The following is a 25,228-nucleotide window of genomic DNA, read 5'->3' as shown; positions in this document are numbered from 1 at the left end:
CACCGGGGTGGCGGCGGCCGGTTGACCGCGCCCCGCCGCCCCTCGCGGTAACGGTGCCGACGGGCACCGCGCACACAGCACGCATCACAGTCATCGCGCGGGTTCGGCCGCGCAGAGTCGGAGGCACACCATGTCGGTGCTGTTCGTGACGGGCACGGGCACGGAGATCGGCAAGACCGTGACCACGGCCGCGATCGCCGCGGCGGCGCTCGCCCGGGGCCGTTCGGTGGCCGTGCTCAAACCGGCCCAGACCGGTGTCACGGCCCACGAGGCGGGTGATGTGGCGGAGGTCGAGCGGCTGGCCGGACCGGTCACCGGCGTCGAACTCGCCCGCTACCCGGAACCGTTGGCGCCCGCGACGGCCGCGCAGCGGGCAGGTCTGCCGCCGGTGGGCCCCCAGGAGATCGCCGAGGCCGCCGCAAAACTGGCCGCCTCCCACGACTTGGTGCTGGTCGAGGGGGCGGGCGGGCTGCTGGTCCGCTTCGACGCGGAGGGGCACATCCTCGCGGACGCCGCGCGGCTGGCGGAGGCCCCCGTCCTGGTGGTCGCCCAGGCGGGCCTGGGCACCCTCAACGCCACCGCGCTGACCGCGCTGGCACTGCGCTCGTACGGGCTGGCCTCCCCGGGCGTCGTCATCGGCAGCTGGCCGGCCGCGCCCGACCTGGCCTCCCGCTGCAATCTCGCGGACCTGCCGGATGCCGCGGGCGCCCCGCTCCTCGGCCTGGTCCCGGAGGGCTCGGGCGGGCTCGCGCCGGACGCCTTCCGCACCGCGGCCCCGGAGTGGCTGGCGCCGGCGCTCGGCGGATCGGACGCGTTCCGCGTCCCCGCGTGACGGGGGCACGGCACCCCGCGGACGACAGCTCCGGGCAGACGCCCCTGGTACGGCACGGCGTTCCGCGCTCGCCTCGTACGGATGTCCGGACGGCGCGCTGGGTGACGCCCGGGGACTCCTTGCCCGTCCGGTGGGGAGACTGACTCCAGGAGCGGGCGGCGTCGGCGAAGGGGTCCGTCATGTGGCAGCGCAGAGGAGTTCCGCGGGGCACGGTGCACCACCCGGTGTTCGCCCGGTTCTACGCGAACTGCTGTGGTCCGGCCGCCGACGCGCGGGCGGGGGTGGCCGCGCTCCGGCGGGAGCTGCTGGCCGGCGCCACGGGCCGGGTCATCGAGGTCGGCGCGGGCACCGGGCTGAACTTCGCGCACTACCCGGGGACCGTCTCGGAGGTGGTGGCCATCGAGCCGGAGCCCACCCTGCGCGAGGTGGCCAGGTCGGCGGCGGCTCATGCGGAGGTGCCGGTGGATCTGGTGCCGGGTGTGGCGGAGGCGCTGCCGGTCAAGAGCGAGGCGTTCGACATCGCGGTGGCGTCGTTGGTGCTGTGTTCGGTACGCGAGGTGCAGCGGTCCCTCTTGGAGCTGCGGCGGGTGCTGCGACCGGGCGGTGAGCTGCGGTTCTTCGAGCACGGGCGGGCCACGGGGCGGGGGCTGGCGGCGGTGCAGTGGTCGCTGGACCGGACCGTCTGGCCCCTGCTGATGGGCGGCTGTCACACCGGCCGGGACCCGCTGGGTGAGATCCGTACGGCCGGTTTCGAGGTGCTGCGGGTGCGCCGGCTGACGGTGCCGGAGCGCGGGCCGACGCTGCCGACCTCACCGGCGGTGCTGGGCTCGGCGCGGCGCCCGGCCGGCTGAGCGGCCCGCGCGGCGGCGGCCCTCAGACCGTCCAGGCGCGCAGTTCGTCCGCGATGGCGTGGACATCGGCCCTGCCGTCCTTGACGAGGCGGGCCAGGTCGCGGACCCGCTCGGGGGAGGTGGCGACCTTCAGGCCGCTGGCGACGAGGTACCCGTAGGCGACGGCGGTGGCGAACATCGCGTTCGCGCCCTCCAACGCCGGTACCTGGAGCAGGAGCTGGAGCAGCGCGGCGGCGCGCTCCTGGGGGTCGGTGTAGACGGGGACGCCGAATATCTCGGCTTCATGGCGGCTGACGGCGGCCACCAGGGCGCCCCAGTCGGTGACCTGGGGGTCTCCGGGGGTGTGGTGTTCGGCGATCAGGAGGAGCCAGGCGAGGTCGATGCGCAGCGTCACGTGGTGCCCGGCAGTCCTTCGTGGTCGGTGGGGTTCGCGGCGGCAGGGGCGCTGCCGGGGTGCAGACCGAATTCCTCGGCGAAGACCCGCTCGTACTGCTTCATGAAGTCGGCGGCGGCCTCGACGAAGGTCTGGCCGACCTCGCCGGCGTCCTTCAGGACGAGTTCCTCGATATAGCGGTTCATGCTCACTCCCCGCTGCAGAGCGCGCTCTCGCGCCGCTTCGGCAGTGGCTTCGTCCACCCTGACGTTCAGCTGCGTCTTCGCCACTCCTCAAAGCTAGCGCGCTTCCGCTAGCAGCGGCAAGCGGCGGCGCGGGCCGGCGGCGCCGGTCCGGAGGGCCGCCGCCCGCCCGGTCGCCCCGCTGTGCGGCGTCCGGGCGGGCGGGGTCGCGGCCCGGCTTACTTGTAGCCGAAGTCCTGCGTCCAGTAGGCCCGGTGCTTGCCGCCCAGGGCGACACCTATGCCGGTGCCCTTGGACTTGCAGCCGAGGATGTTGGCCCGGTGGCCGGGGCTGTGCATCCAGGCGTCGAAGGCGCCCTGGGGCGTGGTCGGCCAGGCGTCGATGTTCTCCGCCGAGGCGTCGTGGTAGCCCTGCGCCTCCATCCGCTCCTTGGGGTCCATGCCGTTGGTGGACGAGTGCGAGTAGTGGCTGTGGGCGGCCATGTCCTGGCTGTGCAGCCGGGCTGCCCTGTCCAGGCGGGGGTCGCGGTGCAGGGGGGCACAGCCGTGCTCGGTCCGCGCCTTGTTGACCAGGCGGTGGATCTCCGCCTCGTAGCGGTCGATCTTGCTGTTCCCCGATGCGGTCGCCTTCGGCGCGGGCGTCGAGGGCCGGTCGCTCGACGTGCCGTCGGGGGTGGCGCTGTGCGAGGCCTGGGGGAAGGCCTCGTTCGCCGTGGCGTTGTCCTGGGAGTTGAACACCGCCAGCGTTCCACCGAGGACGCCGACCGAGGCCAGGATGCCGAGCGGAATCATCCGGGCCCTGCGCCGGTGGGTACCGCGCGCCTCACGCTTCCGCGAAGGGAGTTTCACGTTCAACTAAATCGTCTCCATGGGGGAATACCGGAACGGAAAGTGGTGGGCGCGGGAAAAGCGCCCACCACTCCCCACAGGCCGGTCCGGTCACCCGAACTGCCTTTCCGAGAACAGGGGTCACCGTAACAAAACAATCCAGCCACGAAACCCGGCCGAAGTTGCCTCACCGCACTTCACACGCGGCCAGAATGAGGCAACATGCCCGCTTTCAGCCACCTTTGAAAGTCCGACAATGCCACCCCCGAAACCTCGGGCATCCCGGCACTTCACCTAACTCCCCCTTGAATTAATGGAGTTGAGGAGTCGCCGCACATCGGATTCCCCGGATCGCGGGAAGTTGGCCGGCTCTCGCCTCCGGAAAGCCGTCGGCACAAAGGAACTTGCACCGGAGATCCGATGGCGATTCGCCAAACCCCGGGAACATCCGTAGGATGCCGCACCGCCCTTTCAGGAAGGCCCAGAGAAAGGGAATTTCGGGCCAGGCACAGAATTTCTGTGCCTGGCGCAGGAAGGGCCGGAAGCGGGAAATCGGGGTGCGGACACCCCTTAGCGGGTGTCCGCGAAGCCGCGTACGTCCTCGGGGTACAGGGGCCGGAGCGGATCGAGGATGCGGGCGGCCTGCTCGCGCATGCTGAGCACCGCTCCGCCCTCGCACCGCCGCCGGGAGCGCGCCCACAGGAAGTACAGCGGCGCGGTCACGGTCAGCCCGACGAGCCAGGAGAGCGCCGCGCCGCCGACGTACTCCGCCAGCGGGCCGGCGTACGGACCGGCGGCTAGGAACGGGATCTGGACAGCGATGCCCAGGGCGTACGAGCCGGGCGCGACCGGGTCGACGCGGCCGTAGGGGACGGCGTCCGGGTCGCAGAGCTCATCGGGGTCCGGACGGCCCTGCCGCAGCAGCGCGATGTCGACGACGGTGATCGCGGCCCAGGGCACCATCACGGCCAGCAGCACCACGGCCATTTCACCGAAGCGGGTCCCGAAGTCTCCGGACAGGCCGAGGGCGAGCGCAGGTCCGCCCGTCAGGACGAGCGCGCAGACCGCGCCGCGGACGCTCGGGCGGGGCAGCCGCCGGGGCCGGGAGATCCGCCCGAGGGTGAGCGTCATGTGCACCGCGCGGGAGAGATGGAGCGCGGTGTGGCTGAGGACGCTGACGAGGAAGAGCACCAGCAGCACCGGCCCGAACTCCCCGGCCGTGGCCTGGAATCCGGCGGCGCCCCCCGGACCGGGGCAGGCGGGGGCGACCGCCGCACCGGCCAGGAACGGCGGCAGGGAGCCCAGGCAGCAGCCCCCGTACGTCGCCCAGAAGCCGGCGGGAGTCGCGGCGGTGCGGGCCGGCGGGCGCGCGGGGTGCGGGCGGTACAGGGCGAAGGCCGGCTGCCACAGGGCGCTGAGCGAGACGATCGCGAGCCAGCCGGCGAAGGTGAAGCCGCCCCTGGTGAGGAAGTCCGCCGGCAGGCCACGGGCCACGCCGATCCCGAGGACGGCCAGGACGCCGAGGGCGAGCCCCACCGCCGCCACCCTGTGAAGGGCGCGGCGACGGCCGGTCAGGCAGAGCACCGCGGCGCCCACGGTGCCGAGCAGGATGCCCGCGCCGTCCGGCAGGCCCGGCGCGAGGAGGTGCAGGGACTTCCCGGCGAGGGCGAGGTGGGCGGCGAAGCACACGACGTAGACGACGGCCGCGAGGGCCGTGCCCGCCAGGGCGCCCGGCGCCCCGAGCCCGGTCCGGCTCGTGCGCCGCTGTGCCCCGCCGGGCCGCGAGCCGTGCACACGCTGCGCCGCGGTGAACATCCCGCCGAGCAACTGCCCGACGAGCACCGCCAGGACGCCCGACCACAGCGGCTGATGACACACCTGCACCACCATCGCGCCGGTGACCAGTGCCAGCGGGGCGGCATGGGTGCCGAGCCCCAGGGTGAACAGCGCACGGGCACCCCCGTGCCGTGCGCGCTGTGGCACCTCGTCGACGGTGTGGGGTCCGGCCGCGGCGGGCCGCGCGGCTCCGTGCCGATGGGTCACGGTGGCCTCCTCGGGGCGAGCCCGCGCGGGGTCGCGGGCTGGTGGGTGACGGGACGGCCAACCGGCGGTGGGCAGCGGGAAGCTGCCGGATGACCGGTGGGGCGGGCGGCCGCCGAGGGGGGCTCAACGGAGTCTCGGGCACCCGGGCCACCAGGTCAATGTCCAAGATCAGTCCTCCCCCGGATCTCCATCTCGGTGCAGGACGCGGGGGCGTACGCCGCGCTCCGCCGCGGTCCCGCGGAGGGGAATCCGTTCGACACCCCGCGCCGCCCGGTGATGGGATTGCGGCCATGAGTGATCTTCAGGTGCGGGCCGGGACGCCGGCCGATCTCGATGCCGTACTGGCCTTCTGGAAGGTGGCCGCCGAGGGCACCAGCATCAGCGACGACAGCGACGGTGTGGCCCGGCTGGTGGCCCGTGATCCCGAGTCGCTGCTGCTGGCCGAGCGGGACGGGGTGCTGGTGGGCACGGTGATCGCCGGCTTCGACGGCTGGCGCTGCCATCTCTACCGGCTGGCCGTCCACCCCGGGCACCGCAGGCAGGGCGTCGGCGGGGCGCTGCTGGCGGCGGCCGAGGAGCGGTTCCGCGCGCTGGGCGGCCGGCGCGGTGACGCGATGGTGCTGGACCGCAACGACCTCGCGCAGCGGGCGTGGCGTGCGGCGGGTTACGCGCCCGAGCCGCAGTGGAGCCGCTGGGTCAAACACCTCGACGACTGAGCGCGCCGCCCGGAGCGCACACCGAGCCCGTCCCGGCCCCGGGGCGGGCTCTTCTCCTGCCGGGGCTCCTCACCTACCGACGCTCCTCACATACCGGCACTCGTCACGCATCGGGGACTTTGCTGATCCTTTACCATGGGTGTTCCCCTACGTCAGTGAAAGGTGTGTGAGCGTCCAGCCATGGGCGAGCCTCCCAGTTGTTGGTCATCCTCCCGACAGAGCGCGAACCTCCCGATCCTGTTCGATCATGGGACGGAGGTGACCCGATGACCGACCTGCTCCTGCTGGGCGTGGCGCTCCTCCTGACCCTGGCCTGCGGGGTCTTCGTCGCGGCCGAGTTCTCACTGACGACCGTCGAGCGCAGCGAACTGGAACGCGCCGCCGAGCGCGGCGAACGGGGCGCGGACAGCGCCCTCAAGGCGGTCCGCGGACTCACCTTCCAGCTCTCCGGGGCGCAGCTCGGCATCACCGTCACCGGCCTGGTCATCGGCATGCTGTCCAAACCGGCCATCGCCACCCTGCTGGCCGGACCGCTGGACGCGCTGGGCCTGTCGCGCTCGGTGGCGGACTCGGTGGCCCTGGTCCTCGGCACGGCGCTCTCCACGGTCGTCCTGATGGTCGTCGGTGAGCTGGTCCCGAAGAACTGGGCCATCTCCAACCCGCTGGGCATCGCGAAGAAGGTCGCCACCGCCCAGCGCGTGTTCAGCGCCGCGTTCAGACCGCTGATCCGGCACCTCAACAACACCGCCAACCGCACGGTCCGCCGGATGGGTCTGGAGCCGGCCGAGGAACTGGCCTCGGCCCGCGGCCCGCAGGAGCTGGTGGCGCTGGCCCGGCACTCCGCCAAGGAGGGCGCGCTGGAGCCGGACACCGCCGAGCTCTTCGTCCGCACCCTCAACCTCGCCGACCTGACCGCGGAGAACGTGATGACACCGCGGGTGCAGGTGATCGCGCTGGAGGTGCAGTCCACCGCGGAGGACGTGGCCAACGCGACCCGGGCGACCGGGCTGTCCCGCTTCCCCGTCTACCGCGGCAGCCCGGACAGCGTCGTCGGGGTCGCGCACATCAAGGACGTCCTGGCCGTCCCGGCCGAGCGCCGCCCCCGCCACCCGGTCTCCGAGCTGGTGCGCGAGCCGCTGCTGGTGCCGACCACGCTGACCGTGGACCGGCTGCTCGACCGGCTCTCCGGCCGCCGCACGATGGCCGTGGTCATCGACGAGTACGGCGGCACGGCCGGCGTGGTGACGCTGGAGGACATCGTCGAGGAGGTCGTCGGCGAGGTCCGCGACGAACACGACCCGCTGGAGACGCCCGACCTGGCGCCGGCCGGTACCGACGCGGAGGGCCGCAGGGCCTATCAGGCCGACGGCGCCGCACGCACCGACCAGCTGGAACGGATCGGGCTGCGGCTCCCGGAGGGCCCGTACGAGACCCTGGCCGGCCTGATCGCCACCGAGCTGGGCCGGATACCGGAAGCCGGCGACACCCTGGAAGTGGCCGGCTGGTCGATGGATGTGCTGGACGCCGCCGGGCACCGCGCGGCGCGGGTGCTGCTGCACGCCCCGCTGCCGGGCAGCACCGACGAGCAGGAGACGGGGGCCCGCCGATGACCGCGCTGCAGCTGTTCGTGGGTCTGCTGACGCTGGTCGTCAACGCCTTCTTCGTGGGCGCCGAGTTCGCCCTGATCTCGGTGCGCCGCAGCCAGATCGAGCCGTACGCCGAGCGCGGTGACCGCCGGGCGGCGAGCGTGATGTGGGGTCTCCAGCATGTCTCGGCCCTGCTGGCGGCGGCCCAGCTGGGCATCACCCTGTGCACCCTGGTGCTGGGCGCGGTCGCCGAGCCGGCCATCGCCCATCTCCTGGAACCGCTGTTCCACGCGGTGGGCATCTCGACCGCGCTGATCCACCCGATCTCCTTCGTGATCGCGCTGTCGCTGGCGACCTATCTGCACATGCTCCTCGGCGAGATGGTGCCGAAGAACGTCGCGCTGGCCGAGCCGGTACGCAGCGCGCTGATGCTCGGGCCGCCGCTGGTCGCGCTGACCCGGGCCCTGCGCCCGGCGATCTTCGCGATCAACGCGCTGGCCAACGGGCTGCTCAGGCTGATGCGGGTGGAGACCAGGGACGAGGTGGCCGCGACGTTCTCGGACGACCAGCTCGCGAAGATGGTCGAGGACTCCCGGCAGGCCGGTCTGCTCGACGAGCGGGCGAAGGAGCGGCTGCGCGACGCGCTGGAGCTGGGCCGCCGCCCGGTCAGGGACGTGGTGCTGCCGGCCGAGCAGGTCGTCTCGGCACGGATGGGGGTCACCGCCGAGGAGCTGGAGCGGCTGGCCGCCGAGTCCGGCTTCTCCCGCTTCCCCGTGGTCGACGACACCCGGCGCATCCTCGGCTATCTGCACGTCAAGGACGCGCTGGACGCCAGCCCGCGCAGTCAGCCCTTCCCGGTCTCCGCGCTGCGCCCGATCGCCCGGGTGAAGGCCTCGACGCTGCTCGACGACGTGCTGACGGCGATGCGCGGATCGAGTACGCATCTGGCCGCGGTGATCGGCGACGACGGGCGGCTGTCCGGGCTGGTGACGATGGAGGACGTGCTCCGGGAGCTGGTGCTGCAACGCCCCGCGGCCTGACGGGGGCGGCGTTCACCACGTCTGACCGATCGGTTAGATTGCTGACCGATCGGTCAGACGCGTGCGTCCGCGCCGGTCGTCATCGCATGCGTACGCGAGGAGGGGGCAAGGACATGGAACGCACCACGTGCTGCATCGTGGGCGGCGGACCCGCCGGAATGATGCTGGGGCTGCTGCTGGCCCGGGCCGGTGTCGAGGTGACCGTCCTGGAGAAGCACGGCGACTTCCTGCGGGACTTCCGCGGCGACACCGTCCATCCGTCGACCCTGCGCCTGCTGGACGAACTCGGTCTCGGCGAGGCCTTCGCGCGGCTGCCGTTCGCCAGACTGGAGGAGATGCGCGCCAGGATCGGCGGCACCACGGTCGTGATGACCGACATGCGGCGCATCCCCGGCCGGCACAAGTACTTCGCCATGGTCCCGCAGTGGGACTTCCTCGATCTGCTCGCGGGCGCGGCCGCCGAGGAGCCGCACTTCACCCTGCGGATGCGGACCGAGGTCCGCGGGCTGCTCACCGACGACGGCCGCGTCACGGGGGTGCGGTACGTCGACGCGCACGGCACTCCGGGCGAGCTGGCCGCGGACCTGACGGTCGCCTGCGACGGCCGGGACTCGGTGGTCCGGCGGGCTGCCGGCCTCCGGCAGCGGCCCTTCGAGGTGCCGATGGACGTCTGGCAGGTGCGGGTGGACGCCCCGGCCGACGACCTCACGGCCGGGCGGGTGTTCGCCCACTTCGGCGAGGGCCAGGTCGCGGTCACCATGGACCGCGGCACGTACTTCCAGACCTCCTACCTGATCGAGAAGGGCCGGGACGCGGAGCTGCGCACCCACGACATCCAGTGGCTGCGGGACCGTCTCGGGGCGCTGTTCGGCTGGGACGACGAGGTGACCGGCGCGATCGCCTCGTGGGACGACGTCAAGCTGCTGGAGGTCACCTTCGGCCGGCTGCGGCGCTGGTACCGGCACGGGCTGCTGTGCCTCGGGGACGCGGCGCACACCATGTCGCCGGTCGGCGGTGTGGGGGTCAACCTCGCACTGCAGGACGCGGTCGCCGCGGCCCGGATACTGGCGGAACCACTGCGCCGCGGCGCGGTCACGGCGGCCGACCTGGCGCGGGTGCAGAAGCGGCGGCAGCTGCCGGTGGCCGTGCTGCAGCGCTCCCAGCGGGCCGAGCACACGATGATCCGCTCCGCGCTGGCCGGCACGCTCGACGGCGACCGACTGCCGGTACCGGTGCGGCTGCTGCGCCGGGTGCCGCCGCTGCGGACCGTGACCGGCCTGCTGGGCGGGTTCGGGATACGCCCCGAGCGCGCCCCCGCCTTCGCCCGGGTCAGCCCCGGCGCTCGATCGCGTGGAGGGTGAACTCCTCCAGTTCCACGGCCGCGGCGTCCAGATCCAGCTCCGGGTGGGCCAGCCAGTGCGCGATCACCCCGTCGATCGCGCCGCCGATCGCCAGGGCGACGGTCTGCACATCGAACTCCCGCAGCACACCCGCCCGCTGACCTTCCGTCAGCAGTTCGGCCAGGCCCTGCCACCGGCCGTGGGTGTCATGGGAGCCCGGCGTCTTGAGGCGGGTGCCTCCCTCGTCGTCGAGCAGCATCTCGGTGATCACCCGGACCTGGCGGCGGTTGGCCTGCTGGTAGCCGACCATCGCCCGTACGTAGGCGACGATCGCGTCCCGCGGGCCGGCCGCCCGCGCCAGCCGCTCGGTGACGTAGGCGCTGAACTGCTCCATCACCTGTTCCAGCGCCGCCTTGGTCAGCTTGTCCTTCGAGGAGAAGTGGTAGAGCACCGCGGCCTTGGAGAGTCCGGCCCGCTCGGCGATCGCCGACAGCGAGGTCGCGGGGTAACCCCGGGTGGAGATCAGGTCGATGGTGGCGTCGATGAGCTGCTGACGGCGGACCCGTTCGGTGAGCGTCGGCTCGTCGGGACCGTCGCCCCGGCGGGGAGTCATCGCGCGGCCACCTGCCTCTTTCCTCGCCGTCCGGACGACACCAGACCGTACACGGCGGGAGCCGTCACCTCCCGGGGGACCGGGCATACCGCGCGGTACGGCGAGCGGTAGGATCACCGCGCCATGGAGATAAATGCCCGGTACACCAGTTTCGTCGCGGTCGGCGACAGCTTCACCGAGGGAATGTCGGACGGTCTGCCGGACGGCTCCTACCGCGGCTGGGCCGATCTGCTCGCCGCCCGGCTGGCCGCCGCCGCCCGGCCGCCCGCCGGGGAGTCCGCCACCGCGCCGGTCTTCCGTTACGCCAATCTCGCGGTGCGCGGCAAGCTCATCGGGCAGATCGCCGACGAGCAGTGCGGGCCGGCGGCCACGATGGGCGCCGATCTGGTGACGCTGGTCGGCGGGCTCAACGACGTCCTGCGGCCCCGGTGCGACGTGGACCGTGTGTGCGCCCGGTTCGAGGACGCCGCCGCGCTGCTGGCCGCGGGCGGCGGGCAGCTGGTGCTGATGCGCAGCCCGGGGCGGCAGGGACCGGTGCTGGAGCGTTTCCGGCCGCGCATGGAGCAGCTGTTCGCGCGGATCGACGAGGTGGCCGCGCGGCACGGCGCGGTGGTCGTGGATCTGTATGCCTCGCGGTCGCTGTCCGACCCGCGGATGTGGGCCGACGACCGGCTGCATCTGAACGCCGAGGGGCACCGCCGGGTGGCGGAGGCCGTCTGGCAGGCGCTCGGGCAGGCCGCGGAGCCGGACTGGGACACCCCGCTGCCGGCCGCCGCCCCACCGGACTGGCGTGCGCGGCGCACCGCGGATCTGCGGTTCGCGCGCGAGCATCTGGTGCCGTGGACAGTCCGGCGGCTCACCGGCCGGTCCTCCGGTGACGGCCGCCCCGCCAAGCGCCCGGAGCTGCTGCCGTACGAGGGCTGACAGCCGCTGGTGCCGGGCTCCGGACCGCCGGGCCCCGGCTTGGAGGAAGCTACAGCCGGGACCGGGGCGCTGGCCTGCGCAAACCGCCAGTAGACTCTGACCACGTGACTGCTGTGTCTGCGAAGCCTCGCATCCCCAATGTCCTGGCCGGCCGCTACGCCTCCGCGGAGCTGGCCGTGCTGTGGTCCCCCGAATACAAGGTCAAGCTGGAGCGGAAGCTGTGGCTGGCCGTGCTGCGCGCGCAGAAGGACCTGGGGGTGGAGGTCCCCGAGCAGGCGCTGGCCGACTACGAGCGGGTCCTGGACCAGGTCGACCTGGCCTCGATCGCCGAGCGCGAGAAGGTCACCCGGCACGACGTCAAGGCCCGTATCGAGGAGTTCAACGCCCTGGCCGGCCATGAGCAGGTCCACAAGGGCATGACCTCCCGCGACCTGACGGAGAACGTCGAGCAGCTGCAGGTGCGGCTGTCGCTGGAGCTGATGCGGGACCGTACGGTCGCCGTGCTGGCGCGCCTGGGCTCGCTGGCCGCCCAGAACGCCGAGCTGGTGATGGCGGGCCGCTCGCACAACGTCGCGGCGCAGGCCACGACGCTGGGCAAGCGCTTCGCGACCGCGACGGACGAGCTGCTGGTGGCGTACGCGCGCCTTACGGATCTCCTCTCCCGCTACCCGCTGCGCGGCATCAAGGGCCCGGTGGGCACCGCCCAGGACATGCTGGACCTGCTCGGCGGGGACGCCGCCAAGCTCGCCGACCTGGAGCAGCGGATCGCCGCGCACCTCGGCTTCGGCCAGGCCTTCACCTCCGTCGGCCAGGTCTACCCGCGGTCGCTGGACTACGACGTGGTGACCGCGCTGGTGCAGCTGGCCGCCGCGCCGTCGTCGCTGGCCAAGACCGTCCGGCTGATGGCCGGTCACGAGCTGGTCACCGAGGGCTTCAAGCCCGGCCAGGTCGGCTCCTCGGCGATGCCGCACAAGATGAACACCCGCTCCTGCGAGCGCGTCAACGGCCTGATGGTGATCCTGCGCGGCTACGCCTCGATGACCGGTGAGCTCTCCGGTGACCAGTGGAACGAGGGCGATGTGTCCTGCTCCGTGGTGCGCCGGGTCGCGCTGCCGGACGCGTTCTTCGCGCTGGACGGTCTGCTGGAGACGTTCCTGACCGTGCTCGACGAGTTCGGCGCCTTCCCCGCCGTCGTCGCCCGCGAGCTGGACCGCTACCTGCCCTTCCTCGCCACGACCAAGGTGCTGATGGGCGCGGTGCGCGCCGGTGTGGGCCGCGAGGAGGCGCACGAGGCGATCAAGGAGAACGCGGTCGCCTCGGCGCTGGCCATGCGGGAGCAGGGCGCGGAGCGCAACGAGCTGCTGGACAAGCTGGCCGCGGACGCGCGGATTCCGCTGGACCGGGCGGAGCTGGACGCGCTGATGGCGGACAAGCTCTCCTTCACCGGTGCCGCGGCCGACCAGGTGGCGTCCGTCGTCGCCCGGGTCGAGGAGGTCAGCAAGCAGCACCCCGAGGCCGCGGCGTACACCCCCGGCTCGATCCTCTGACGCGGGGACCCGTGCGCTTCACCCCCGAAGAGCTGGAAGCCGCTCGTGACCGCCTCGTCCCCGACGTGGCCGCGAGCGGCCTTCGCGTGCTCTTCTGCGGCATCAACCCCGGGCTGATGACGGCGGCCACCGGCCACCACTTCGCCCGCCCCGGCAACCGCTTCTGGCCGGTGCTGCACGCCGCCGGGTTCACCCCGCGCCAGTTCCGGCCCGCCGAGCAGGCGGAGTTGCTCTCCCACGGCCTGGGCATCACCAATGTCGTGGCACGGGCGACGGCCAAGGCCGACGAGCTGACCGCGCAGGAGTACCGCGAGGGCGGCCGGCTGCTGGCCGAGAAGGTGGCCCGGCTGCGCCCGCGCTGGCTCGCCGTCGCCGGTGTCACCGCGTACCGCGTCGCCTTCGACGACAAGAAGGCCGCGATCGGGCCGCAGCAGCGGACGCTGGGCGACACCCGGATCTGGGCCCTGCCCAACCCCAGCGGTCTGAACGCCCATTGGACGGTGGCGACCATGGCCGAGGAATACGGGCGGCTGCGCGCCGCGGCGTTCGCGGAGGACGACGGCGCATAAGGTCGTCGGCCGTTCGGCCGCCGGTCACTTCGAAGGCATGTACATGCCTATGTGACCGCTCTACTCTGACGCCGCCCGCGCACGCCCCCCACTCCCTTACGGAGACCCCGTGCCTGCCTCGTCCGCGTCACCCTCCGCCGCCGCGTCCCCCTCCTCCCACCGTGTCCGCCGCTCGCGCCGCCGCAGAGTCACCGCGCTCGCCGGGGCGTTCGGCCTGGCCACCGCCGGCCTCGGCCTCTGGGCGGGCAACGGCTTCGGCGCCGAGCCCGCCGCGGCCGCTGTCCCCACCCCCGACCATGTGGTCGTGGTGGTCTTCGAGAACCACGCCTACGACCAGGTGGTCGGCAGCTCCAGCGCCCCGTACGTCAACTCCCTGGCCTCCGGCGGCGCCAGCCTGAAGGCGTCCTACGCCGAGACCCACCCCAGCCAGCCCAACTACTACGCCCTCTTCTCCGGCGACACCCAGGGCGTCACCGACGACAGCTGCGTCGACCCGGGGTTCAGCGACGCCCCCAACCTCGCCTCCGAGCTGACCGCGGCCGGCAAGTCCTGGGCGAGCTACAACGAGTCGCTGCCGTCCGACGGCTCGACCACCTGCAAGAGCGGCAAGTACGCGCAGAAGCACAACCCGTGGTTCGGCTTCAGCAACGTCTCCACCGGCTCGGCGCACACCCTCGACGCCTTCCCCAGCGACTTCTCGAAGCTGCCCACCATCTCGTTCGTGGTGCCGAACCTGTGCAGCGACATGCACGACTGCTCGGTGTCCACGGGTGACACCTGGCTGAAGAGCCACCTCAAGAGCTACGCCGACTGGGCCAAGACCCACAACAGCCTGCTGCTGGTCACCTTCGACGAGGACAACCGGCTCAGCGGCAACCGCATCCCGACCGTCCTGTACGGCGAGCCCGTGCAGGCCGGCTCCACCTCGGACACCACCTACAACCACTACGACGTGCTGCGCACCCTCGAGGACATGTACGGCACCTCGCACGCGGGCCATGCCGCCGACGCCAAGGACATCAGCGGTATCTGGGCGGGCTGACCCGTGTATCTCACAGACGGCCGCCCGGGCCCTGCCACGGAGGGGCGGCCGGGCGGCCGGCGCACCGCGAGGAAGCGGCGTGCCGGCGCCGCCGTACCGTCCACGGTGCTGGTCCTGGGCACCGTCAGCCTGATCACCGACATCTCCTCGGAGATGGTCACGGCCGTGCTCCCGCTGTACCTTGTCGCCGAACTCGGCCTGTCGCCCCTGGGGTTCGGGGTGCTGGACGGGGTCTACAACGGGGTGAGCGCACTGGTCCGACTGGTGGGCGGGCGGCTGTCGGACCGGGGCGGAGGCCGCGGGCACAAGATGGTGGCCGTGGTGGGGTACGGGCTCTCCGCCCTCTGCAAGCCGCTGTTACTGCTGGTGCACTCACTGCCGCTGATCGGGGCGGTGCTGGCGGTGGACCGGACCGGCAAGGGGCTGCGGACCGCGCCACGGGACGCGATGATCTCCCTCGCCGCCGAGCCGGCCGCGCGCGGCCGGGCGTTCGGGGTGCACCGGGCGATGGACACCGCGGGCGCGCTGTGCGGCCCGCTGGTGGCGTTCCTGCTGCTGCGGCTGGCGGCGGACGGCTATGACGCGGTGTTCACGGTCAGCTTCTGTGTCGCCGTGCTGGGCGTGGTCGTCCTCCTGCTGTTCGTCCCGGGCCGCGCCCTGTCCGCCCGGAGGGAGACCACGGCACAGGACACCGCGGCGCAGGACACCACCACGGAGCACACGGCCACGGACGACACCGCCGCGAGGGGCGCCGCCGGACGGGCCCCGGGCGGGCCCCGGACGCCGGTGCGCGACCTGCTGGGCCGGCCGCAGGTGCGCCGGCTGACCGTGTGTGCCGTGCTGCTCGGGCTGACCACCGTCAGCGACTCCTTCCTGTATCTGACGCTGCAACGGCGGCTGGACCTCCCGGCGGGGTGGTTTCCGCTGCTCCCCCTGGGCACCGCGGCGGCGTTTCTGTCGCTGGCGGTGCCGATGGGCGCGATCGCCGACCGGATCGGCCGACGGCGGCTGTTCCTGGTGGGGCATCTGGTGCTGCTGTGCGCCTACGGGCTGCTGCTGGCGCCTCTCCACGCCGGTACGGCGCTGGTCTGTGCCGTGCTCGTCCTGCACGGCGCGTTCTACGCGGCGACCGACGGGGTGCTGGCGGCCGCGACCGCCGACGCGGTGCCCGCGGACACCCGCGGCAGCGGTCTGGCGGTGGTGCAGACCGGCCAGACGGCCGCCCGCTTCGTCTGCTCGCTCGCCTTCGGCGCCGCCTGGACCGCCTGGGGCGACCACACCGCCCTCCTCGCCGCGGCCGCCGGGCTGGCCCTGGCCGCGGCCCTCAGCACCCGTCTGCTGCGGCCCGCCGGACCGGCGGCGGCCCCGAACTCCCTCTCGGAGCACACACCGTGAACCCGACCCCGCTGAGCCGCACCGCACGACTGCTCATCCTGCTGACCACCGTGCTCGTCCTCGGCGGGGTGGCCGTCGCCGCGACCCTGCACGCCGCCGGACGCGCCGACCGGAAGGACCGCACACAGTCCGGCGGCCCCGAGGTGGCCTCCGGTCCGGTGCGCCTGGACGATCCGCACCGGAGCCTCTTCCGCAACATGGCCTGGGGGCCGCACCGCGACGAGATCACCGCCGTGCCGGAAGGACGGCTCGGCGGCCCGCGCACCGCCTCCGGGGTCCGCTGCCTGCGGTTCCACGCGGCCGCCGGAACCGGTATCTGCCTTCAGGCCGTCCACGGCAAACTCCGGGACACCTACCGCGCCGTCCTCCTGGACCACCGGCTGCGCCCCCTGCGCCACTACGACCTGCCCGGCACCCCCACCCGCGCCCGGGTCTCCCCCAGCGGCCGCACCGTCGCCTGGACCGTCTTCGTCAGCGGCGACTCCTACGCGGGCACCGCCTTCTCCACCCGCACCTCGATCGTCGACACCCGCGGCCGGCACCTGGACGCCAACCTGGAGACCTATGCGCTGACCGTCGACGGGCACCGGGTCCACGCCGCCGACATCAACGTCTGGGGCGTCACCTTCGCCGATGACACCCGCTTCTACGCCACCGTCGCCACGGGCGGAAAGACCTATCTCGTCCGCGGCGACCGGCGCACCCGAACGCTCCGGGCCCTGCACCCCAACGTCGAGTGCCCCTCGCTGTCCCCCGACGGCACCCGCATCGCCTACAAGAAGCGCGTCGCGGACGCCGACCCCGACGCCCCCTGGCGGCTGTACGTCCTCGATCTGCGCACCCTGCGCGAGACCGCGACCGGCGAACACCGCAACATCGACGACCAGGCGGTCTGGCGCGACGGCCACACCCTCGTCTACTCCCTGCCGGGCGACTACGGATCGGATCTCTGGACCGTCCCCGCCAACGGCACCGGCAGCCCCCGCCGTCTCCTCTCCGCGGCCCTGGCCCCGGCGTTCACCCACTGACGGCCGCCTCCTCCGCGACCGCCACCAGCAGGTGGAGCGGCAGCTCGGGGGAGCCCTGCCCGATCCCTGTGCCGATCCAGCGGCCCCGGACCCGCCAGCCGTGCATCCGCGGGACATATCCGCACAGCGTGTCCAGCGGCGGCGGGACCGGCAGGCCCTGTGCGGTCCGTTCCAAGTGGGGCGTGAGATCGAGTATTTCGGGCGTGCCCCACCGTAACGAGAGCGCCTGTACCAGCGCCGCCAGCTCGGCCGTGAACTCCTCCTCGGTCTCCGCGACCTCGGCGCGGTCCGCGTCCCAGAACTCCCCGCTGACCCGCAGCCCGGCTATGTGGTGGCCGGGGCCGCTCTCGACCGTGGCGGACCGGCCCGGGACCGCCGGGAACTCCCGCAGCCGGATCTGGTCGATGACCGTCAGATACTCGTCAAGGGTCATGCCGTCAGTAAACCGCGCGGGTCTGACAATTGACCGTCCCGGTGACGGACGCGGGCGGACCCCGTGCCGCGCCCCGGCCGCCCGTGCCTCCCTCCTGCGGGACTCGCCGCCCACCCTCTGACCGGCTACGATCCGCCCCACACGCACAGTGAGGGAGACGGACGTTGGGGCGGCTCACCGGCGGGGACCCCTCCCTGCTGCGACGGATCAACTCCGCGGTGGTGCTGGACGCGCTGCGCGCCGCGGACTCCCCCACGCTCACCGACCTCGTCCAGGTGACCGGGCTGTCCCGGCCGACGGTCGAGGGAGTGGTCGAGGGGCTCATCGAGACCGGCCTGGTGGCCGAGGCGGCCGCCGGGGAGGGGGAGACGCGCCGCCAGGGGCGGCCGGCCCGCCGGTTCCGTTTCCGTGCGGAGGCCGGGCATCTGCTGGGCATCGAGATCGGCCCGCACCGCGTCGCCGCCCTGCTGTCCGATCTGGGCGGGCGGGTGCTGGACTCCGCGCAGCGCGCCGTGGAGGAGCGCGCACCGGCCGACGAGCGGCTGGAACGGGTCCGTGCGGTGGTGGCCGACCTGCTGCGCCGTACCGGTGTGCCCCGCGGTGCGCTGCGGGCCGTCGGGGTGGCCGGCCCCGGCATCGTGGAGGCGGACGGCACCGTCCGGCTGAGCACCGCGCTGCCGGGCTGGACGGGGCTGCCCCTGGGTGACCGGCTGCGCCGGTCGTTCCGCTGCCCGGTGCTGGTCGAGAACGACGCGAACGCCGCCGCGGTGGCCGAGCACTGGCAGGGTGCGGCGACCGGCTCGGATGACATCGTTTTCGTGCTGGCGGGGCTGAGCCCGGGGGCCGGCTCGCTGATCGGCGGACGGCTGCACCGCGGCTTCGGCGGAGCCGCCGGGGAGATCGGCGCGCTGCATCTGCTCGGCCGGGAGGCGACGCCGGAGAAACTGCTGTCCACGACCGGAGAGCCGCTGCATCCCCTGGACGAGGCACAGGTGGCGGCGGTCTTCGCGGCGGCGCGGGACGGGGACGCACAGGCGCGGGAGGCGGTGGACCGCTTCATCCGGCGGCTGGTGCACGATGTCGCGGCGCTGGTGCTGGCGCTGGACCCGGAGCTGGTGGTGATCGGCGGCTGGGCGGCGGGCCTGGCGGGCGTACTGGAGCCGCTGCGCGGGGAGTTGGCGCGCTACTGTCTGCGCCCGCCGCGGGTGGCCCTGTCGCAGCTCGGCGAGGCGGCGGTGGCCACCGGGGCGCTGCGGCTCGCGCTGGACCACGTGGAGGGTGAACTCTTCGCGGTGGAGGGCACGGTGACGGGCCGTCCCCGCACCGCGGCCCCCTGACCGCCGCTGCTGAGCGATGCCCCTCAACGGCCCGACGGCCGCCCCTCACAACGCTACGGGCCCGCTCCCGTGCGGGCCCGTACGTCGCTGCCGGGTGGAATCAGCCCGTGAGCAGCGCGACCGCGTCGCTGTCGCCGAAGGTCAGCCGGCAGGTGTCGGCGCGGTAGGTGGAGACCGCGACGGCCGCCGTGCGGCCTCCCGAGACATAGCGGGTGGTGACGACCAGGACGGGCGCGCCCGGCAGCCGGTCCAGCTGCTTGGCGTCCTCCGCACGGGCCGAACCGAGCTCGACGGTACGGTCCTGGCCGTCCAGTTCCAGCGACTGCAACTCCCCCAGCACCGCGTACGCGCCGGCCGGGCCGTTCAGCACGCCGGCCTCCAGGCGGACCGGGAGCGCGGCCACCGGCACGTACAGCGACTCGGCGGCGAGCGGCTGCCCCTGGGTGACCCGGCTGCGGCGGACGAGGTGCACCCGGTCACCGGCGGCCGTCTCCAGCAGGCGGGCCACCGCTGCGGGCACGGTGTCGGTCTCGACGGCGTCGACCGGCTGCCAGTCGTCACCGGCGGCACCGGGCCAGGTGGGGCGGGCGGGGGCGACGGCGACACCGACGCGGGGCGGGGCGACGGTGGTGCCCACACCGCGGCGGCGCTGGAGTCTGCCTTCCAGCTCCAGCTGTTCGAGGGCCTGCCGGAGCGTGGCCCGCGCGACGCCGAACCGGGCCGCCAGATCACGCTCGTTGGGCAGAATCTCGCCGACCGCGAACTCCGAGTCCAGCGCCTCGCTGAGCACGGTCTTGAGGTGCCAGTACTTCGGCTCCGGCACCGTTTCGAGCTGCGTGGTCCCCACCCTGTCCTCCGCACTGGCCGCTACCGGGCTGTTCCCGTGGCACCCGGGCCGCACGCGCCTCCGGGAGCTGTGGGCCCGTCGCGCGCCCGATTATGAGCGCTTCTTTATTAAAGGTTGTTGCAGTATCCCGACGATATGGGCGCCCCTACCCTTGGTCAAGACCAATCCGGTATCCGGTTCGGACCGTCCGGCATGCCCGAACGGGCAGCGCGGTCCGTCTGCGTAGCGCCTCGTACGCCGCCGTGCGCGTGGGGTGCCCAGTGGGGGGCGCGAGCGATGTCGCTGCCACCTCCCCGGCCGGTTTCAGAGCCCCCGCAGCGGCGCCCGCCCTCTCAGCCGGCCGCGAGCGACTCCAGCTTCTCTGGGTTGCGGACGATGTAGACGGTCTGGATCTTGCCGTCCACGACGGCGAGCTGGAGGACGGAGTCCGGTACGCCATCTTGGTGGGCCAACAGCGCGATCCCACCGTTGAGTTCGAGGACGGTGAACTCCAGGCCCGGCGGCACGGTCCGGGTGATGCCGAAGAGGAAGCGGCCCACCTTGTCGGCGGACTCGATGACCCGCAGCGGCGCCTTGGCCTTGCCCCCGCTGTCCCCGACCAGCCGGGCGTCCGCCGCCAGCAGGCGCAGCAGCCCGTCCAGATCGTCGCCGGCCGCCGCGGCCAGGAACCGTTCGGTCAGGTCCCGCTGCCGGTCCGGATCGACCTCGTAGCGCGGTTTGCGCTCCTCCACGTGCCGCCGGGCCCGGCCGGCCAGTTGACGGACCGCGGCCTCACTGCGGTCGAGGGTGGTGGCGATCTCCGTGTACGGATAGCCGAAGGCCTCGCGGAGCACGAACACCGCGCGCTCCAGAGGTGAGAGCGACTCCAGGACGACGAGCACGGCGAGGGTGACCGTCTCGGTGAACACCGCGCGCTCGGCGGTGTCCGGGGCGGCGGCGACATCGGTCCGCAGCGGCTCCGGCAGCCAGGGCCCCACATAGGACTCGCGCCGCGACTGCACCTGGCGCAGTCGGTCGATGGCCAGCCGGGTGGTGATCCGTACGAGGAAGGCGCGCGGCTCGCGTACCGCCGCGTGGTCCGCGCCCGACCAGCGCAGCCAGGCGTCCTGCACCACGTCCTCGGCGTCGGCCACCCGGCCGAGCATCCGGTAGGCCACTCCGAAGAGTACGGAGCGGTGCTCCTCGAAGACGTCGGTGGCCGCGGTCGCGGATTCGTTCAGCACCTCTCCATCCCACCCGGCGGCCGGGGCCTTGTCCAGCGGAAAACGTGGCGCCGCGGCCACTCGGAGCGTGGGGTGCGGCACACCCGCACCCATCCCGGCCGCCCCATACCGCTCAGTAGTCCCACCTGGCATCGTGTCAGCGCACGTCCCGCAGCATCGAAAGTCCCGCACCATCAGAGGAGTTCGCCCATGGCCGCCCCGGTTTCCTTCGCCCGTGTCACCCCCGAGGACCGGCCGCCGTTCACGGTCGCGTACGAGCGCAAGGGCGCGGGCGAACCGCTCGTCCTGCTGCACGGCATCGGCCACCATCTCCAGGCCTGGCGCCCGGTGTGTGACATCCTCGCCGCCTCCCACCAGGTCATCGCGCTCGATCTGCCGGGGTTCGGCGCCTCCCCCGCCCTGCCGGACGGCTCCTCCTACGACCTGTCGTCGGTCGTCCCGCTGCTCACCGCGGCGTTCGCCGAACTCGGTGCCGAGCGGCCACATGTGGTGGGCAATTCGCTGGGCGGGCTGCTCGCGCTGGAGCTGGGCCGTACCCGTGCCGTGCGGTCGGTCACCGCGCTGTCGCCCGGGGGCTTCTGGACGCCGGCCGAGCGGCGGTACGCCTTCGGGGTGCTGCGCGGCATGTACGCCGGTGCCCAGGCGCTGCCCGAGCCGGTGGTGGAGTCACTGTCCCGGAGCGCCCTCGGCCGGGCGTCGCTCACCGGGACCATCTACGCGCACCCCGGCCGCCGCTCGGCCGACGCCGTCGTGGCGGAGACCCGGGCGCTGCGCGAGGCACCCGGCTTCGCCCCGACGCTGGCGGCCGGGCGGGAGGTGCGGTTCACGGCCGACGTGCCCGACGTCCCGGTGACGATCGCCTGGGGCAGCCGCGACCGGCTGCTCCTCCCCCGTCAGGGCGTACGCGCCAAGCACACCATCCCGGGCGCCCGGCTCGTACGGCTGCCGGGCTGCGGTCATGTGCCGATGAACGACGATCCGGCGCTGGTGGCGCGGGTCATCCTCGACACGGTGGGCTGAGCGTGCGGTCCCCGGGGGCCGCGGCGCGTAGCGGGTCCGTATGTGCCACGGCGGTGTCCTGGCGATCGGACGGCGGGCTTGCGACCATGGCCCGGGTCCGCCGGCCGCGGGACCGGGGCCCGTAGGCCGCACCGTGCCCCGTGGCCCGTGAACGGTGCGGAGTTCACCGTCCGTTCGGCTGCGCGGCACCGGACAGCGATACGAACAGGTCAGCACGATCGGTCGAGGCATGGAGGTTGCAGATGGCACAGGAATCCGGCAGCGGCTTCGGACGGCGGTCGCTGCTGCGGGGCGCGGCGGCGGGCTCGGCGGCGCTGGCGCTGCCCGCGCTTTCCGGTGCCGCACCGGCGCTGGCCCGAGGCGGGCGGCCGGGCGCCGAGTGGGGCGTACAGGCCGGCGATGTCACCACCTCCTCGGGGCTGGTGTGGGTGCGGTCCGACCGGCCGGCCCGGATGGTGGTGCAGACCGCGGCGACCGAGTCGTTCCGGCACGCCCGGTCCTGGCACGGCCCGCTGATCGGGCCGGACACCGACTTCACCGGTGTGACCTCGCTGCACGGCCTGCCGTCCGGTGAGCAGATCCACTACCAGGTGCTGCTCGCCGACCCGGACGACCCTCGGCGCACCGGGGAGCCGGTCTCCGGCACGTTCCGCACGGCCCCCACGGGGCGTCGCGCGGACCTCCGCTTCCACTGGTCCGGCGATCTGGCCGGGCAGGGCTGGGGCATCAATCCGGACCGCGGCGGCTACCGCATCTACGAGGACATGCGGCGCCGGAACCCGGACTTCTTCCTGTGCAGCGGCGACAACATCTACGCCGACAACCCGATCCCCGAGCGGGTGACGCTGCCGGACGGCCGGATCTGGCGCAATGTGACGACCGAGGAGAAGTCCAAGGTCGCCGAGACGCTCGCCGAGTTCCGTGGCGCGTTCCGCTACAACCTGCTGGACGAGAACCTGCGCCGCTTCAACGCACAGGTGCCGACGGTCACGCAGTGGGACGACCACGAGGTGCACAACAACTGGTACCCGGGGCAGCTGCTCGACGACGACCGGTACACGGAGAAGCGCACGGACGTGCTGTCCGCGCGGTCGCTGCGCGCCTTCAGCGAGTACTTCCCGATCCGTACGCTGCGGCCCAGCCGCCGGGACGGCCGGGTGTACCGCGTGGTGCGGCACGGCCCGCTGCTCGATGTGTTCGTCCTGGACATGCGGCGTTACCGGAACGCCAATTCGCCGGGCCGGCAGACCGACGACCCGCAGGGCATCCTCGGCGCGGAGCAGCTGCGCTGGCTCAAGCGGGAGTTGTCGCGGTCCCGCGCGGTGTGGAAGGTGATCGCCTCCGACATGCCGCTGGGGCTGGTCGTCCCGGACGGCAAGACCAACTTCGAGGCGGTGGCGCAGGGCGATCCGGGCGCTCCGCTGGGGCGTGAGCTGCAGCTGGCCGAGCTGCTGCGGCACATCAAGCACGACCGGGTGACCGGAACCGTCTGGCTCACCACGGACGTCCACTACACCGCGGCGCAGCACTACGCGCCGGAGCGGGCCGCGTTCAAGGACTTCGAGCCGTTCTGGGAGTTCGTCTCGGGGCCGCTCAACGCGGGCGGATTCCAGGCGCTGAAGCTGGACGGAACCTTCGGGCCCGAGCAGTCGTTCATCAAGGCGCCGGACCGTGCCAACACCTCCCCCGCGGAGAGTCCGCAGTACTTCGGCGAGGTCGACATCGACGGGGACAGCGGGGAGCTGACGGTGCGGCTTCGGCAGGAGGGCGGCCAGGTGTTGTTCAGCAAGGTGCTGCAACCGGGACGGGTAGGACAGTAGGAGCCAATGCGCCGATTGCGTCTTTTACCCGTCGGACACAAGGTGTTGGCGATCAGGCAACACCTGTCCGCCAGGCTTGTGTGCATGACTGAAGCATCCTCTGCCCGTTCCGCCCGCCGCCCGCAGCGGCGGCATGTCCTCGAGCTGGCCGCCCTCTGCACGGCCGTGGCGGTCGCCGACGCCCTCGCCCACACCCTCACACACGGCCCGTCGGGCCCGGTGCTGCTGTGCGCGGCCGCGGTGGCGGTGCTTGCCACGGCCGGCTTCCACCTGTGGTGGTCACGACGCCATGAGGACGCCCCGCCGCCGACCGATACCGGCGCCACGGCGCCGTCCTCCGCCGACCTGGCCCCCGGGGCCGGCGGCCAGGAGACGGTGCTGTGGCGGATGCGGACCACGGTCCGGGACCAGCCGGGCAGCCTGGCCGCGCTGTGCACGGCGCTGGGCGCGCGGCGGGTGGACATCCTCAGCCTGCAGACCCACCCGCTCTCCGACGGCACGGTCGACGAGTTCCTGCTGCGTGCCCCCGGTGCGCTGACGCCCGACGAGCTGACCCGTACGGTGGCCGGCGCGGGCGGCAGGCGCAGCTGGCTGGAGCGGGCCGACGCCCACGACCTCGTCGACGCACCGACCCGGATGCTGGGCCTGGCGACCCGTACGGCCCTGGACTCCGCCGAACTCCCGCTGGCCCTGCGCCAGTTGCTGGGGCGCTGCACCATCCATTCGGTTCCCGCACGTTCCCTGCACGGCCGGCCGCTCGCCGAGCCGGTCCCCACGGAGGGCGTGCTGGAGGAGCACCGCATGAAGTTCCGCGACCCCTCCGGGGGCTCGCTCACCATCGAGAGGCCGCAATTGCCGTTCACCCCCACCGAGTTCGCCCGGGTGCGCGCGCTGGTCGATCTGGACGCACGGCTCGGCCAGCGGGTGCCCCCGCGGCGCGATGTGCTGACGCTGCCCGAGGGCAACGAGATCACGGTCCGCCGCGCCGACACCTCCGACCTGGCCGCGGCCCGGGAGATGCACGACCGCTGCTCCTCGAAGACCCTGGCGCTGCGCTACCACGGCCCGGTCGGCGACGCGGACCGCTACCTCGGCCATCTGCTCAGCCCGCGGTTCGGCCGCACCCTGGCCGTGGAGACCGCCTCCGGCCGGCTGGTGGCGCTCGGCCATCTGCTGTGGGACGGCGACGAGACCGAGGTCGCGCTGCTGGTCGAGGACGCCTGGCAGCAGCGCGGTATCGGCGCCGAGCTGCTGCGCCGGCTGGTCACCATGGCGGGCGAGACGGGCTGCGAGAGCGTGTACGCGATCACCCAGGCCTCGAACACCGGCATGGTGGCCGCGATGCGCGGCCTCGGGCTGCCGCTCGACTACCAGATCGAGGAGGGCACGCTGGTGATCACCGCACGCCCGACGGGCCTGCCCGCCCCCCGGGTGGCGCAGGAGAGCGTACGCCTCCATGACGGCAGCGGGCGCCGCTGAGCGCCCCGGACCGTCACCGGCCCGCCGGCCGGGCGTGCGGACGCCCGCCCGGCCCCCCCCACCACCAAAGGGCGCGGGACCGAGAACACAAGAACGGGCGGTGGTGGTGTGGGGGGGCGGGGGAGCAAACAAGCAAGGCG

The 25,228-nt window shown here is 73.2% G+C and carries 23 protein-coding genes and 1 pseudogene; 16 read left to right on the top strand and 8 right to left on the bottom strand.

The features are described from left to right. Positions 1–121: 121 nt before the first annotated feature. Together bioD and ACWC9R_RS26890 are read left to right on the top strand one after the other, a co-directional pair. A pseudogene (gene bioD / locus ACWC9R_RS26895) lies at positions 122–832 on the top strand (dethiobiotin synthase); the annotation flags it as partial. 179 nt (positions 833–1,011) lie between these two features. Further along, the gene (locus tag ACWC9R_RS26890) at positions 1,012–1,683 is read left to right on the top strand and encodes a class I SAM-dependent methyltransferase (RefSeq protein ID WP_450735273.1); all 672 of its coding nucleotides are present in this window, start codon (positions 1,012–1,014) and stop codon (positions 1,681–1,683) included. A gap of 22 nt (positions 1,684–1,705) precedes the next feature. Here the strand turns inward: ACWC9R_RS26890 and ACWC9R_RS26885 are convergent, their stop codons facing one another. The 4 genes from ACWC9R_RS26885 to ACWC9R_RS26870 form a co-directional block, all read right to left on the bottom strand. Next, positions 1,706–2,077: a fic family toxin-antitoxin system, toxin component gene (locus ACWC9R_RS26885; RefSeq protein ID WP_450735271.1), complete on the bottom strand. Its 372-nt coding sequence runs from the start codon at positions 2,075–2,077 to the stop codon at positions 1,706–1,708. Beyond that, entirely contained in the window at positions 2,074–2,346 is a 273-nt protein-coding gene (locus ACWC9R_RS26880; protein WP_450735269.1) for a toxin-antitoxin system HicB family antitoxin, read from the bottom strand. The genes ACWC9R_RS26885 and ACWC9R_RS26880 overlap by 4 nt, the downstream gene beginning before the upstream one ends. Positions 2,347–2,477: 131 nt before the next feature. Beyond that, entirely contained in the window at positions 2,478–3,107 is a 630-nt protein-coding gene (locus ACWC9R_RS26875) for a CAP domain-containing protein (RefSeq protein ID WP_450735267.1), read from the bottom strand. Positions 3,108–3,656: 549 nt separating this feature from the next. Further along, positions 3,657–5,129, bottom strand: coding sequence for a cytosine permease (locus ACWC9R_RS26870; RefSeq protein ID WP_450735265.1), 1,473 nt, complete (start codon positions 5,127–5,129; stop codon positions 3,657–3,659). A 281-nt stretch (positions 5,130–5,410) separates the two neighbouring features. Between ACWC9R_RS26870 and ACWC9R_RS26865 the strand changes: the two genes are divergently transcribed. From ACWC9R_RS26865 to ACWC9R_RS26850, 4 genes are all read left to right on the top strand, one after another. Continuing rightward, positions 5,411–5,845: a GNAT family N-acetyltransferase gene (locus ACWC9R_RS26865; protein WP_450735329.1), complete on the top strand. Its 435-nt coding sequence runs from the start codon at positions 5,411–5,413 to the stop codon at positions 5,843–5,845. 266 nt (positions 5,846–6,111) lie between these two features. Then, the gene (locus ACWC9R_RS26860; RefSeq protein ID WP_450735264.1) at positions 6,112–7,455 is read left to right on the top strand and encodes a hemolysin family protein; all 1,344 of its coding nucleotides are present in this window, start codon (positions 6,112–6,114) and stop codon (positions 7,453–7,455) included. Next, positions 7,452–8,471, top strand: coding sequence for a hemolysin family protein (locus ACWC9R_RS26855; RefSeq protein WP_450735263.1), 1,020 nt, complete (start codon positions 7,452–7,454; stop codon positions 8,469–8,471). The genes ACWC9R_RS26860 and ACWC9R_RS26855 overlap by 4 nt, the downstream gene beginning before the upstream one ends. A gap of 113 nt (positions 8,472–8,584) precedes the next feature. After that, positions 8,585–9,832: an FAD-dependent oxidoreductase gene (locus tag ACWC9R_RS26850; protein ID WP_450735261.1), complete on the top strand. Its 1,248-nt coding sequence runs from the start codon at positions 8,585–8,587 to the stop codon at positions 9,830–9,832. Here ACWC9R_RS26850 and ACWC9R_RS26845 read toward each other — a convergent pair. Then, positions 9,801–10,424, bottom strand: a complete 624-nt coding sequence (locus ACWC9R_RS26845) for a TetR/AcrR family transcriptional regulator (protein ID WP_450735259.1) — start codon at positions 10,422–10,424, stop codon at positions 9,801–9,803. The two genes, ACWC9R_RS26850 and ACWC9R_RS26845, sit on opposite strands and share 32 nt — an antisense overlap. 123 nt (positions 10,425–10,547) lie before the next feature. On the opposite strand from ACWC9R_RS26845, the gene ACWC9R_RS26840 reads away from it, so the two are divergent. The 6 genes from ACWC9R_RS26840 to ACWC9R_RS26815 all read left to right on the top strand — a co-directional run bounded on the left by ACWC9R_RS26840 (position 10,548) and on the right by ACWC9R_RS26815 (position 16,929). Next, positions 10,548–11,348, top strand: a complete 801-nt coding sequence (locus ACWC9R_RS26840) for an SGNH/GDSL hydrolase family protein (RefSeq protein WP_450735257.1) — start codon at positions 10,548–10,550, stop codon at positions 11,346–11,348. 113 nt (positions 11,349–11,461) lie between these two features. Then, positions 11,462–12,895, top strand: a complete 1,434-nt coding sequence (gene purB, locus ACWC9R_RS26835; protein WP_450735327.1) for an adenylosuccinate lyase — start codon at positions 11,462–11,464, stop codon at positions 12,893–12,895. An 11-nt stretch (positions 12,896–12,906) separates the two neighbouring features. Further along, complete coding sequence (gene mug, locus ACWC9R_RS26830; RefSeq protein WP_450735256.1) at positions 12,907–13,464, top strand: G/U mismatch-specific DNA glycosylase; 558 nt, start codon at positions 12,907–12,909, stop codon at positions 13,462–13,464. Between the two features lie 214 nt (positions 13,465–13,678). Next, positions 13,679–14,506, top strand: a complete 828-nt coding sequence (locus ACWC9R_RS26825) for an alkaline phosphatase family protein (RefSeq protein ID WP_450735325.1) — start codon at positions 13,679–13,681, stop codon at positions 14,504–14,506. A 3-nt stretch (positions 14,507–14,509) separates the two neighbouring features. Continuing rightward, positions 14,510–15,901 carry an MFS transporter gene (locus ACWC9R_RS26820; RefSeq protein WP_450735254.1) on the top strand — a complete coding sequence of 464 codons (1,392 nt, stop codon included), beginning with the start codon at positions 14,510–14,512 and terminating at the stop codon, positions 15,899–15,901. 11 nt (positions 15,902–15,912) lie between these two features. Then, entirely contained in the window at positions 15,913–16,929 is a 1,017-nt protein-coding gene (locus tag ACWC9R_RS26815; protein ID WP_450735324.1) for a TolB family protein, read from the top strand. Here ACWC9R_RS26815 and ACWC9R_RS26810 read toward each other — a convergent pair. Further along, positions 16,919–17,362: a hypothetical protein gene (locus ACWC9R_RS26810; protein WP_450735252.1), complete on the bottom strand. Its 444-nt coding sequence runs from the start codon at positions 17,360–17,362 to the stop codon at positions 16,919–16,921. The genes ACWC9R_RS26815 and ACWC9R_RS26810 overlap by 11 nt on opposite strands. A 164-nt stretch (positions 17,363–17,526) precedes the next feature. Here ACWC9R_RS26810 and ACWC9R_RS26805 point away from each other — a divergent pair, with 164 nt between their 5' ends. Next, positions 17,527–18,699, top strand: a complete 1,173-nt coding sequence (locus ACWC9R_RS26805; protein ID WP_450735251.1) for an ROK family protein — start codon at positions 17,527–17,529, stop codon at positions 18,697–18,699. A gap of 100 nt (positions 18,700–18,799) precedes the next feature. Here the strand turns inward: ACWC9R_RS26805 and ACWC9R_RS26800 are convergent, their stop codons facing one another. Both ACWC9R_RS26800 and ACWC9R_RS26795 read right to left on the bottom strand, forming a co-directional pair. Next, a complete protein-coding gene (locus tag ACWC9R_RS26800; RefSeq protein WP_450735250.1) occupies positions 18,800–19,546 on the bottom strand; it encodes a GntR family transcriptional regulator in 747 nt (248 codons plus the stop codon). A 332-nt stretch (positions 19,547–19,878) separates the two neighbouring features. Continuing rightward, positions 19,879–20,769 (bottom strand): RNA polymerase sigma-70 factor, encoded by an 891-nt coding sequence (locus ACWC9R_RS26795; RefSeq protein ID WP_450735249.1) that lies wholly within the window; start codon positions 20,767–20,769, stop codon positions 19,879–19,881. Positions 20,770–20,958: 189 nt separating this feature from the next. On the opposite strand from ACWC9R_RS26795, the gene ACWC9R_RS26790 reads away from it, so the two are divergent. The 3 genes from ACWC9R_RS26790 (at position 20,959) to ACWC9R_RS26780 (ending at position 25,088) form a co-directional block, all read left to right on the top strand. After that, entirely contained in the window at positions 20,959–21,789 is an 831-nt protein-coding gene (locus ACWC9R_RS26790; protein ID WP_450735248.1) for an alpha/beta fold hydrolase, read from the top strand. Positions 21,790–22,031: 242 nt separating this feature from the next. Then, positions 22,032–23,609: an alkaline phosphatase D family protein gene (locus tag ACWC9R_RS26785; RefSeq protein WP_450735247.1), complete on the top strand. Its 1,578-nt coding sequence runs from the start codon at positions 22,032–22,034 to the stop codon at positions 23,607–23,609. Positions 23,610–23,693: 84 nt separating this feature from the next. Beyond that, positions 23,694–25,088, top strand: a complete 1,395-nt coding sequence (locus ACWC9R_RS26780) for a GNAT family N-acetyltransferase (protein ID WP_450735246.1) — start codon at positions 23,694–23,696, stop codon at positions 25,086–25,088. The last annotated feature ends 140 nt before the right edge of the window (positions 25,089–25,228 follow it).

It is taken from the genome of Streptomyces sp. NPDC001219 (assembly GCF_053597915.1).
Note: the sequence above shows the minus strand (reverse complement) of the source record. Positions and strands in the feature narration are given on the sequence as shown.